The sequence below is a fragment of the Allobosea sp. LC85 genome, from assembly GCF_000735605.1.
Classification (GTDB): Bacteria; Pseudomonadota; Alphaproteobacteria; order Rhizobiales; family Beijerinckiaceae; genus Allobosea.
In genome coordinates, this window is the sequence record NZ_JPKG01000012.1 from 1 (window position 1) to 11669 (window position 11669).

At 67.3% G+C, this 11669-nt stretch carries 12 protein-coding genes; 8 read left to right on the forward strand and 4 right to left on the reverse strand.

Annotated elements, in window-relative coordinates:
* From FG93_RS33400 to FG93_RS05825, 6 genes are all read left to right on the forward strand, one after another.
* Positions 1-232, forward strand: a 232-nt coding sequence (locus FG93_RS33400; RefSeq protein WP_210165824.1) for a hypothetical protein, incomplete at its 5' end; no start/stop codon positions are given.
* A 223-nt stretch (positions 233-455) separates the two neighbouring features.
* The gene (locus FG93_RS05805) at positions 456-3365 is read left to right on the forward strand and encodes a hypothetical protein (RefSeq protein ID WP_043232910.1); all 2910 of its coding nucleotides are present in this window, start codon (positions 456-458) and stop codon (positions 3363-3365) included.
* 65 nt (positions 3366-3430) lie between these two features.
* On the forward strand, positions 3431-4471 hold the full coding sequence (locus FG93_RS05810; RefSeq protein ID WP_081881333.1) for a TAXI family TRAP transporter solute-binding subunit: 1041 nt from the start codon (positions 3431-3433) through the stop codon (positions 4469-4471).
* Positions 4468-5121 (forward strand): hypothetical protein, encoded by a 654-nt coding sequence (locus FG93_RS33285; protein WP_161783780.1) that lies wholly within the window; start codon positions 4468-4470, stop codon positions 5119-5121. The genes FG93_RS05810 and FG93_RS33285 overlap by 4 nt, the downstream gene beginning before the upstream one ends.
* A 37-nt stretch (positions 5122-5158) precedes the next feature.
* Positions 5159-5674, forward strand: a complete 516-nt coding sequence (locus FG93_RS05820) for a DsrE family protein (protein ID WP_043232912.1) — start codon at positions 5159-5161, stop codon at positions 5672-5674.
* Positions 5675-5864: 190 nt separating this feature from the next.
* Positions 5865-6224, forward strand: coding sequence for a VOC family protein (locus FG93_RS05825; protein ID WP_043232926.1), 360 nt, complete (start codon positions 5865-5867; stop codon positions 6222-6224).
* Between the two features lie 134 nt (positions 6225-6358).
* Here FG93_RS05825 and FG93_RS05830 read toward each other — a convergent pair whose 3' ends face one another.
* The 4 genes from FG93_RS05830 to FG93_RS31680 are packed head-to-tail and all read right to left on the reverse strand — an operon-like array spanning position 6359 to position 9692.
* The gene (locus FG93_RS05830; RefSeq protein ID WP_043232913.1) at positions 6359-7138 is read right to left on the reverse strand and encodes an anti-sigma factor; all 780 of its coding nucleotides are present in this window, start codon (positions 7136-7138) and stop codon (positions 6359-6361) included.
* Positions 7135-7662 (reverse strand): RNA polymerase sigma factor, encoded by a 528-nt coding sequence (locus tag FG93_RS05835; protein ID WP_043232916.1) that lies wholly within the window; start codon positions 7660-7662, stop codon positions 7135-7137. Before FG93_RS05835 ends, FG93_RS05830 begins: the two co-directional genes overlap by 4 nt.
* A 41-nt stretch (positions 7663-7703) precedes the next feature.
* Positions 7704-9137, reverse strand: a complete 1434-nt coding sequence (locus FG93_RS05840) for a YncE family protein (protein WP_244448507.1) — start codon at positions 9135-9137, stop codon at positions 7704-7706.
* Between the two features lie 39 nt (positions 9138-9176).
* Positions 9177-9692, reverse strand: coding sequence for a DUF305 domain-containing protein (locus tag FG93_RS31680; protein WP_081881334.1), 516 nt, complete (start codon positions 9690-9692; stop codon positions 9177-9179).
* Positions 9693-10124: 432 nt separating this feature from the next.
* Here FG93_RS31680 and rpiB point away from each other — a divergent pair, with 432 nt between their 5' ends.
* Positions 10125-10574, forward strand: a complete 450-nt coding sequence (gene rpiB / locus FG93_RS05850) for a ribose 5-phosphate isomerase B (protein WP_043232920.1) — start codon at positions 10125-10127, stop codon at positions 10572-10574.
* A 470-nt stretch (positions 10575-11044) separates the two neighbouring features.
* Positions 11045-11551 carry a ferritin-like domain-containing protein gene (locus FG93_RS05855; RefSeq protein WP_043232921.1) on the forward strand — a complete coding sequence of 169 codons (507 nt, stop codon included), beginning with the start codon at positions 11045-11047 and terminating at the stop codon, positions 11549-11551.
* Positions 11552-11669 lie beyond the last annotated feature (118 nt).

Genomic DNA, 11669 nt, shown 5'->3' on the forward strand with positions numbered 1-11669 from the left:
GACATACGAAAACAACGATCCCGTCCGTTCGTCCCCACCGCGCATCCAAATCAATCCTGTGGCCGCAACCCCACGGAATCATCACACCAACCAAAAAGCCAGCGCGTTTTTCAGCAGCCTGCTAGAGCATTTCCGCGATTCGGAGAAACACGGAAATGCTCGGGGTTGCGCCAGCCGCGCTGTGAACGCCCGTGCCCGGGACATGGCGCGCGCTGGCTCGGCTCGCTGGTGATGCCGCTTCTTGCGCGATGCCGGGCAAATCTCCAGCGCGTTGCAGGTTTCGTGCTCGGAATACGCGCGGATACTGTCGGTTTTCTACCACTGGCGGCGCCTTGTGGCGTGGCCCCAGAATAATGTGTAAACTTCGAGCGACCTGCCGGGGTGGATTGGCGTTCCCTTGCAGGCGAATGGAGACGTGAGGGTCCGATAAGACCGCCTGAACAGGCGTCTATTGAATGCGAAACGCGATCGAAACCGCACCGACGGACGGGACATTCGTCATCCTGGAGGATGATGCGAGTGGAACCTACGACGTTGCTCACTGGTTTTCTGCAACATCTCAGTGGATCGGCAAGAACAACGAGCCGATCACGATCACGCCGACGCATTGGCATCCATTGGCCCATGACCATTACTTCCTTCAAGAGGATGAAGGGCCGGGTGACCCTACCGCCGCGCGACGATCAACCTGGCGCCGCTCTCTCCCGCTCGCCGCCGCCACGCTGATGGTGGCGGCGTTGCTGTCTTTCTATGTGACCTGGGACACGGGTCAGCGCGAGAGCGACGGGCCAGGCCCGCAAGTCGCCACGCGATCCGCCCCGCCGCCGGGCCAGGGCGCGAACCAGGACGCAGGAAACCAGGAGACGAAGAACCAAGAGACGAAGAGCCAGGACACGAAGAACCAGGACACGAAGACCGTGCTCGTGGCACCGCCGCGGACTGATGCCGGCCCAGCCGGCGCTCCAGCAGAAAGGCAGCAGGCCACCACGGCGCCGGCGCCGGATGCGCAGCAACGCCCGAGTGCCGGGCCGCCCGCGACCCCGGCGGGAGAGCCGGTCGAGGCCGGGCGCGCCCTCGAGCAACTCGATCTTCCGCAACTGCGAACGCAGGTTGCGAAGAGTGCGGAATCTCTCCGACGCGAGCGTGAGCAGGCGGCGGCTCTGACGCAGCAGGTCGCTGCCGCGCGGCAGGAGCTGAATGACAGCACGGCGCAACATCGCCAGGCGCTCGAGAGGGAACGCGCCCACAGCGCCGCCCTGGCGGGCGAACTGGCGAAGGCGCAGCGCGAAATGGAGTTGCAGGCAGCACAGCTGCGCAAGGCGGGGGAGCAAGCGGCTGCGCTCAAGCAGGCGGAGGCCGCAAGCACGACAGCATCGCTTGGACAGCAGCGTGAGCAGGCGGCTGCGCTGGCGCGTGAGGTGGCTGCCGCGCGCGAGGCACTGACGACGAGCACGGAGCAGCAGCGCCAGGCGCTCGACGAGGAACGCGCCCGCAGCGCTGCACTTGCGAGCGAACTGGTCACAGCGCAGCGCGATCTGGAGATGCAGGCGACGCAGCTGGGCAAGACGAGCGAAGAGGCCGAGCAGCTGAAGCTGGAGCGCGAGCGCGCGGCGGCCCTCGCAGGCGAGGTCGCAGCCGTGCGCCGGGAGCTTGCTGCCAGCGCGTCGCAGCAGCGCCAGGCGCTCGACGAGGAGCGCGCCCGCAGCGCCGCGCTCGCGGGCGAATTGGCAAAGGCGCGGCGCGAAGCGGAGACGCAAGCTGCCGAGCTGCGCAAGGCGAGCGAGGAGACTGCAGGGCTCAGACAGGCAGAAGTCGCCAGGACCGCGGACGCCGCCAAGACTGCGGATGCATGGAAGCAGGAGCGTGAGCAGGCGGCTGCACTCTCCCAGCAGGTCGCGGCTGCACAGCAGGAGCTGGCTGCCGGCATGGCTCAGCAGCGCTGGGCGCTCGACGAGGAGCGCGCCCGCAGCGCGGCTCTCGCGGGTGAGCTGGCGAAGGCGCGGCGAGAAGCGGCGACGCAAGCTGCCGAGCTGCGCAAGGCGAGCGACGAAGCAGCAGGGCTCAGGCAGGCAGAGGCGGTCAAGACGGCGGACGCCGCCAAGCTTGCGGATGCGCTGAAGCAGGAGCGCGAGCAGGCGGCTGCTCTCGCACAGCAGGTGGCGGTGGCGCGACAGGAGCTTTCTGCCGCCACGGTGCAGCAGCGCCAGGCGCTCGACGAGGAGCGCGCCCGCAGCGCCGCGCTCGCGGGAGAGCTGGCGAAGGCCCAGCGCGAAATCGAAACGCAGATGGCGCAGCTGAGCAAGGCGAATGCGGACGCCGCGCAGCTCAGGCAGGCGCAAGCCGCCACGAATGCGGATGCGCAGGGACAGGAGCGCGGGCAGGCCGCCTCGCTCGCCGCTGAGCTCGCAGCCGCGCGCGAGGCCCTGACGACGAGCACGGCGCAGCAGCGCCAGGCGCTCGACGAGGAGCGCGCCCGCAGCGCCGCGCTCGCGAGCGAACTGGCGAAGGCGCAGCGCGAAGCCGAGACGCAAGGTGCCCAGCTGCGCAAGGCGAGCGAGGATTCAGCCCTGCTCAGGCAGGCGGAGGCCGCCAGGACCGCGGAGGCCGCAAAAGCCGCCGACGCACTGAAACAGCAGCGCGAGCAGGCGGCTGCGCTCAGCCAGCAGGTCGCGGCCGTGCGCCAGGAACTGAGCGCGAGCGCCGCGCAGCAGCGCCAGGGGCTCGACGCGGAGCGCGCCCGCAGCGCAGCGCTCGCCGCCGAACTGGCGAAGGCGCAACGCGATTCCGGGACGCAGGTCGCGGAGCTGCGCAAGGCGGGCGAGGAGGCGGGGCGGCTGAGGCAGGCAGCGGAGAGCAGCGCGGCGGAGCTGCGCCAGGCTCTCCAGGACGAGCGCGGCAGGGCGGCCGCGATGGCGCGGGATCTCGAGGCGGCGCGGCGCACGGCCGTTGTGCGCGCGACGCCGGAGCCTGCGCCGGCCGGTCAGGCCTCCAGCCAAGCCTTGAGCCAAGCCACCAGGCCGGCCCCGGTGACTGAGCCGGTTGCGCCGCCAGCGTCGCCGCAGTCACCGCCGGTCACCACCGAGGCGCAGGCCGGTGCGGAGGTGGCGCGGCTGATCGCGCGTGCCAGCGTCCTGATCGGGCAGGGCGATATCGGCTCGGCGCGGATCGTGCTTGAGCGCGCCGCGGAAACCGGCAGTGCCCGGGCGTTCTTCATGCTCGCGGAGACCTATGACCCCGCCATCCTCTCGACCTGGCGGACCTATGGCACGCGCGGCGAAGCGGCGAGGGCGCGCGAGCTTTATGCGAAGGCGCAGGCCGGCGGCATTCCGGAAGCGAAGGAGCGCTTGAACGGCTTGCGTCAGTAAAACGCCCGGGCGGGGGCGGCGGCGGCCGAAAGGCCGAATGTGGACGTCCAAAGGGGAGGTCGGGAATGACGCTGTTTCCAGGACGATGCCTGCTTCTGCTCGCCGCCATGACCCTGCTTGGTCCCGGATTCCCGCCAGGTGATCTGCAGGCGCAGACAACCAGGCTGGAGCCTGTGCCGGCGGCCTCGCCGCGACGCGCGCCCACGGCCGAGACGCAAAAGGAGCGGATGAATGCCTGGACCGTCGGCCTTGCCGGCGGCCTGATCGAGGGGGCGCCGCTGCGCCTCGCGGCCGAGATGGCGCGCGTCGTCGATGACGGGCCGAACCTGCATGTCCTGCCGATCGTCACCCGCGGCGCCACCGAGAACCTGAACTCGCTGCTCTATCTGCGCGGGATCGACACCGCGATCATCAATTCCGACGCGATGGAAGAGTACAAGAACCAGGGGCCGCAGCTCCGGCGGCAGATCAGCTACATCCTCAATCTCTTCCCCTCGGAGCTGCATATCTTCGTGCGGCCGGAGATCCAGAGTTTGCAGGATCTCGCCGGCAAGAAGGTGAATTTCAATACGCAGGGCACGGCTGCCGCCTATTCCGGCCCGCTGATCTTCAGCCGCCTCGGCATCAATGCCGAACAGACCTTCATTCCCCATCAGGTCGCGCTGGAGCAGATGCGCAAGGGCGAGATGGCGGCCGTCGTTTTCATCACCTCGAAGCCGGTCGATGCCTTCGTGCGCGGGCGCTTCGAGCCCGGCTTCAAGTTCCTGTCGGTGCCCTATGACAGCAAGTTCGAGGATTACTATCTGCCGGCCGTGCTGGAGGCGGGCGAATATCCCGGCCTGATCAAGCCGGGCGAGCGGGTCTCGACCATCGCGGTGCCGACGGCTCTGGTCGCCTTCAATTGGCGGCCTCAGACCAATCGCTATCGGCGTGTCGCCCGCTTCGTCGATACGCTGTTCAGCCGGATCGACAGGCTGCAGGCGCCGGGCTTCGACCCGAAATGGAAGTCGATCAATCTCGCCGCAACGGTGCCGGGCCTCGACCGGTTCCCGGCGGCACAGCACTGGCTTGATCGCCAGGCCAGTGCCCCGCGGGCGCTGCAATGACAGCGCTCGCGGTTTCAGTGGCCTTTGCCGTCGCCTTCGCGCTCCCGAGCGGGGCCGCCCTGGCGCAAGGTCCACCCGATCCCGCGCCCGATCCGATGACACATCTGCGCGCCTGCTCCCTGTTGGGGCCGGCCGAGCGGCTGGAATGCCTGGACAAGCTGTCGCGGCGCCTGGAGCCGGCGAAGCGCCCGGCGCCGGGGGGCGACAACTGGATCGTCAGCGAAACCACCTCGCCGGTGAACTATACGCCGATCGTCACCGCCACCGCCTCGGCCCGCGCAGGCTCGGACGGCGCGCTGAGCCAGCTCGCCATCCACTGCCGCGGCGGCCGCACCGAACTGGTCGTCTCAGGTCCCGCGCTCGCCAGGGGCGGCACCGACTACACCATCTCCTACCGCGTCAATGACGGCCAGCCGGTGCAAGTGGCGGCGGCGCAGCCTTCGTTCGGCAGCGGCGTCGCCTTCAGGGGCGATATCGCGCAGCTCCTGCTGGCGCTGCCGGAGGAGGGCGACCTCGCCATTCGTCTCTCCCCGCGCAGCGGCCCCGCCCATGACGGCGCCTTTGCGCTCGGCGGGCTGAAGCGGGTGCGGGAAAAGGTCGCCGCAGCCTGCAACTGGCCGGGCGCGATCGCCCGGCCACGGAACCCCTAATCCTTCCAAGCCCTCGCAAACCACGGGAGAAACGACCATGACTGGATATGCCAAGGCCATGAGAGAAACGGCCATCAGGGTCTCGCTGGCCAGTCTCGCAGCGTTGCTGATGGTGGTGCCGCCCGCGCTGGCGCAGCCGAAGAAGCCGACGACGGCGCAGGCCGCAAAGCCGGCTGCAGCGGAAAAGCTGCATCGCCTCGTTCTCCAGGTGAATACCAACGAACCGGCGACGATGAATCTCGCGCTCAACAATGCGACCAATGTCGCGCAATACTACAAGGACCTCGGCGAGAAGGTGGAGATCGAGATCGTCACCTTCGGCCCCGGCCTGCACATGCTGCGCGAGGACACGTCACCGGTGAAGGCGCGGATCAAGTCGATCACGGCGAGCACGCCGTCGATTGCCTTCAAGGCCTGCGGCAATACGCAAGAGAACATGGGCAAGACGGAAAGCAAGGAAATCAGCCTGATCCCCGAGGCGACGCTCGTCAAATCCGGCGTCGTGCGGGTCATGGAGCTGCAGGAGAAGGGCTGGACCTATGTCAGGCCCTAGCATCGGCTTGAGATTAAGTTGAGTGGTATCAGCGGGTTGCCGTCGTTGCTTGATTCAATATGTCGCGCTGCGGCGTATCGAAACATTCGCAATGACCGAAACGGCTCTGCCACTCGCTTCCGCTCCGGTTGCCTCGGGAACCTTGCCGGTCGAGCAGGCGTTCACACCGGGGCTGGCCCGGAGAAGACACATGAACCTGCAGAAGATCTATAGCGCCTTGCTCACCGCGGATCTTGTGGCGGCCGAGGGCTGGTATACGAGGCTGTTCGGTCGCGGACCCGATTATCGGCCGATGGACACGCTGGTGCAGTGGGAGCTCTTCGACCAGGGCGGGCTGGCGCTTTCAACCGACGCCGAGATCGCCGGCAGGGGCGTGATGTTCCTCGTCGTCGACGATGTCGCGGCCGAGCGCCGCAGGCTGCAGGGCCTGGGGATCGTGCTCGGGGACGATATCGAAGGCGACTACTCGACGCTGGCGCAGGTGCGTGATCCCGACGGCAACCTGCTCACGCTGGCGACGCCGCCCTCGCGGCCCTATCCGCCGGCATGACTGCGGCGGAAACGCGAAATCGATGGATCAACGATGGGAACCGATACCACCCGCGCGCTTCATGCGCGAAGCGGCTCGCGCTTCCATGAGCGCAGACTTCCATGAGCGCAGACTTCCACGAGCGCAGCTGAACATCATGCGCTGCCGCGGATCTGCCGGCGCGCTGCGTCGGCGAGCGGGTGCAGCGCGTCCGCGGGCCTGGCGCCGACGAGGCTGTAGCCGAGCCCGTTGTCGGACCAGCTGAAGCCGCTCACGCCGCCGTCAGAGTGGCGAGCCATGGCGGCATTCGCGTCGACCGCCATCGGTCGCGCGAGCATCACGAGGCGGCTGCCTTTGTCGTCATCGTACATGAACAGGGCCGCCGGGCCGTGCGCCGTCGCCACGATCCGCCCGCCCATGAAGCGATACTCCGAACCCGAAAGATCGGGCACGGTGATCGGCCGGCCGAGGCGCTGCGAGACCCAATCGACGAGCTGCGCGCGATCATCCGCCCGGATCTCGACCGGGCGGACCCGGTCCGGCGCGTAGACGGCGTAGCTCGCCAGGGCTTCGTGCGCGAGCGCCGCGACGCCTTCGCGCGGGGTCTGGGAGAGGCCGCGGAGCGACCACCCGCCGGCTCCGCCGAGGACGACGAGCGCGATTGCCGCCGCTGCCGCCGCCCATCTCGGGCGCTGCGTCGGCCGCCGCTGCACCTCGGCCAGGCGCGCGAGATCCAGTTCCGGTGGCAGCGGTTCTTCGGCGACCGGCGCCAGCGCAGCGCGCAGCATGTCGCGCTGTGCGCACATCCCGGCGACGCGTTTCGCCATGTCGGGATGCGCTTCGAGATAGGCGACGATCTCCGCCCGCCGCCTGGCATCGAGCGTCTCGTCGATGAAGCCGTTCAGGTCGTCTTCGGTGATGGGGCGGTGGCTCATTTCACGCTCCGCAGATACGGGCGGCCGGGCTGCGGCCGCGCCTCGTCGGACATCATCCTCAGGAGCCTTTCGCGCGCCCGTGACAAGCGTGACATCACGGTGCCGACCGGAATGTCGAGCACCTTGGCCGTCTCGCCATAGGAGAGCTCCTCGACCGTGACCAGCAGCAGCACGGTCCGCTGCTCGTCCGGCAGTTGCGCGAGCGTCGCCAGCAGCTCGCGGTAGCACAGCCCGTCCTCCTGCCGTGCCGACACCGCAAGCCCGCCTGCGTCCGCCTCGTCGAGCCCGACATGGCGCGGCCGGGTTGCCGAGCGCCGCAGCCGGGTCATCGCCAGATTGTGCAGGATGGTGAAGATCCAGGTGCGAGGGTCGCCATCGGCGCGGCGCTGGTGCCAGCGGCCGATGGCGCGCTCGAGGCAATCCTGAACCAGATCGTCAGCGGCGGCGCGATCGCGCAGCAGCCCGCGCGCATACCGTCGCAAGGCCGGTATCAGCGGCTCGATCAGGCGAACCATATCCTCCATCACGGAACTCCCGGGAGCGGCTGGCCGCTCAGCCCTTGGGCTCAGCGCGCCTGGACCTGGACGACGGCGCCGGGCCGGGTGGTGGTGCCCTCGGCGATCACAAGATAGCGCCGCTCGCTTCGGGTGTCGCTTTGCACGATCTGCCGGATCGGTCCGCTCGCATTGACGATGGCCGAACCGGCCGGGTTCGTCATGAAGGCGGCGAGCGGCTGCAGCGGCCCGCGCCCCTCGGGGTTCTGGGCGAAGGCGAGCAGATAGGGCTTGCGCGGCTCCAGGCCGGTGACCGAGGCCTGGAGGATCTGGATCAGGCCCTGGTCGAACAGCGTGACGCTGGTCGGGGCCTGACCCGCCGCTCCGCCGGCCTTGACCGGGGCGAGCGCGAGCTGCGCCGTCTGCCCGGCGAGGCCGAGCGGCTGCAAGCCCGTGGCGCCGTCGCCTTCCGGCACGGCATTCGGCACATAGTTCACCGCCTGCGGCGCTTGCCCGATCGGGATCGTGGCGACGACCGTGTTGGTGAGGGTATCGATAGCGGCGAGCGCATCGGCGTTCTCGAGCCCGACATAGACGCGCGAACCGTCTCCCGACGGCCAGATTCCGTGCGGCAGCTTGCCGACGGGTATGGTCGCGACCTGCTCGAACGTGTCGGTGCGGAAGACCTTGACCTCGTTCAGGCCGCCGATCGTGACATAGGCGAAGCTGCCGTTGGCATTATGCGCGAAATTGACGTGGTTGGTGATCGGCCCGGTCTCGAGCGTCCTGATCAGATCGAAGGGCGGCTGCGCGTTGAAGACCTGCGTCTTGCCGATATCCTTCAGGGTGAACCAGACCTGCGTTCCGTCGGGCGTCGCGGCGATGTTCGGACAGAACGGGCTTTCCTGCTTCACGCGCCCGACGATCCGGTGATCGGCGACGGTGATGACCACGGTCTCGGGGTTGAAGGACGAGCAGACATAGCCGTATGTGCCGTCCGGCGAGAAGATCTGCATGCCCGGCCCGGCCGGCACCTTGATCCGCGTCTTCTCCTCGTAGGTCGTGCCGTCGAGCACGGCGATGTAATCCTCGCCGCGCACCGTGACCCAGACCTCCTTGCCGTCCGGGGTGAAGAAGGGCTCGTGCGGCGAGCGGCCGAGATAGGTCGTGTGCTTCACGGCGTTGGTCGCGGTGTCGATGAAGCTGACGGAATTCGAGCCGATCGAGACGACGGCGATCGTCTTGCGGTCCGGCGAAAAGCCCAGGCCGTGGACCAGGACCTGGCCCTTGTAGAGCGGGCTGAAATTGCCCGGCTGCGGATCACCGAGCCGGATCAGCCCGATGAGTTTGTTGGCGGCGGGATCGGTGACCGAGACCGTGTTGGAGAATTGCTCGGCCGCATAGACCCGGTCGCGGCTGCTCAGGGGGATGTCGGGCGCTCCGGCTGCGGCCGGCGCCTGTCCTGCCATGGCCGGAAGCGTGCAGGCGAGCATGGTGCTGGCCATGAGGCCCGCGAAAAGACTGCGTGTCATGATGGTCTGCTCCTACTTGATCTGCGTGTTGGCTGCCGGCCCCTGCGACGTCGCCGACGGGCCGTGTGCATGGGCCGCGGGGTCGGCACGCGTCGTTCGAACCTGCGTCGGGGCGGCAGCCGAGGGCGGCAGCTTTTGGCCGAGCGCCAGGCGCATCGCGGCGATCTCCTGCTGCTGGGTGACGATGATCTCCTGCGCCAGGCGCCGGATCTGCTCATTCCTGCCGTAGCGCAGCACGGCGAGTGCCATGTCGATCGCACCCTGGTGGTGCGGGACCATCATCGCGACGAAATCGGCGTCGACATCGCCTGTCGGCTTGACGTCCATATCCGCCATCATCCTGTCCATCGCGGCGGCGTTCTCGGCGAGGAACGGCGCCTCCTGGGGATAGGCCGCGGCTGGTGCAGCGCTGGTCGCACCGGGATGGCCGTGGCTCTGGTCGTGTGCGCGCGCACCGGGCGGCGCGGCGAGGCTGAGTGCGGCCGCGACGGCACAGGCCGCAAGCCGCGGAAAGGCGTGGTGCTGCATGGTCCTGCTCCCCTGAAGAAAACCGATCCTTCAGAGGTGGACTCCGGCGAGGCGCGATTATTCCGGACCGCTCTCAATTTCTTTGCCGCAACCCGGAAGCGGGCCGACCCCGCCCGGGATATCAGCCCGCCAGTTCTCGCCGGGCAGACGGATCTGTGGCACGGCGGGCGACCACCGTGCCAAGCTTGGCCGGTCGTGAGCAGTGAGATGAGGCGCCGGCTCTTCGGGTGACCCCATCATTTTGCGCTCTCCCACGTTTAGATCATCGGACCGGATGAGATATCCGGCCCGATGATCTCGCTGTGGCAACGGCCCGCCGCCTGGACGAATTGACGAACCAAAAAGCAGCTGATCCAACTCGGCCAAATTCAAATCGGCCAAATTCAACCCGGCCAAGCCGCAGATTGCTTCGGGAAACGGGACGACTTCTCCTTGACAGCCAGCAACCGCATCGTGCTTTCCAGCGACCACGCCGCCATTCAGCTCCGACAGGCCATTGCCGCGCATATCGCGGCGCATGGCTGGGTGGTGGTCGATATCGGGCCGACGACGCCGGAGAGCACGCCTTATCCCAAGCACGGCGAAGCGGCGGCGCGGCTCGTCGCCTCCGGCGATTGCCGGCTTGGCATCATCCTGTGCGGCACCGGCCAGGGCATCATGATGGCGGCGAACAAGGTCAAGGGCATCCGGTGCGGCGTCTGTGCCGACACATTCTCGGCCCGCATGATCCGCCAGCACAACGACGCCAACATGCTGTCGATTGGCGTGCGCGTGGTCGGCGAAGGGCTGGCGCTCGATATCGTGGATGCGTTCCTGACCGCCGAGTTCGAGGGCGGCCGGCATGCGACGCGGGTGGCGATGATCGAGGCGCTGGAGGGGTAGCGCCGTTCCTTGCGTTAGGACCTTTTCGCACCGAGCTGGCAGGGCCGCCTTGCGCGCACGCTCGATGACAGGCCGGCATCAAGAGCGAGATCAAGATGACTCGGCACGGGATACCCCGCTGCGGGTTCCACCACGACGTGGACCAATAGCCGGTGGCTGCAAACCTGTCAGCGTTCCCAACCCCGGTCGGCTGCGGTTCACCAACCACGACGCTTCCGAGCCCGCAGCAGACCAGAGCATTTTCGAGCGAAGTGGACACCGGTTCGCGTGAAGAAAATGCGATAAAACAAAGAGCTAGAGCATTTCCGCGATTCGGAGAAACACGAAAATGCTCGAGGCAAATGCCGCCCTGGCTGGAGCGGAGGAAACCGGGAGAATCTCAGCCGCCCGCAAGAGGCCGTGGCCCCCGGAACAATCTCGCTGCCGCGATGTTCGTGAGGATCTGCACTCTGCACCCCGGGAGGGAATTCATGGCCGCTGAAGCAAAGACTCTCAATGACATGTTCATCGACACGCTGAAGGACGTCTACTACGCCGAGAAGCAAATCCTGCGGGCGCTGCCAAAAATGGCGAAATCTGCGAAGTCCCGGGATTTGAAGGTGGCTTTCGAAAAGCATCGTGACGAGACGGAGGTTCACGTTGAGCGCCTTGCACAGGTGTTCGAGATTGCCGGTAAGGCGGCCCGGGGCAAAACCTGCGACGCGATCCTCGGGATCATCGAAGAAGGCAAAGCGGTGATCGAGGATTATGCCGACAGCCCGGCCATGGATGCCGGGCTCCTGGCGGCTGCGCAGGCGGTCGAGCATTACGAGATTGCACGCTACGGCACTCTGAAGGCCTGGGCGAAGCAACTCGGTCTGAAGGACGCCGTCACGCTGCTGGATCAGACTTTGAAGGAAGAATCGAAGACCGACGAAGCCCTCACGAAGCTCGCGGACAGTTCGGTCAATAAGTCTGCAGTGGCGAAAGCGGCCTAGCAGGCTGCTGAAATTCCTGCTGCGTTTCCGCGAGTTTGGGTTGTGGGCGCGATTTTTTGACGGATATCGGCCGGTTTTGGGCTGTCCGGCGCAGGGGTTCTGGTCATATTGGCCTATT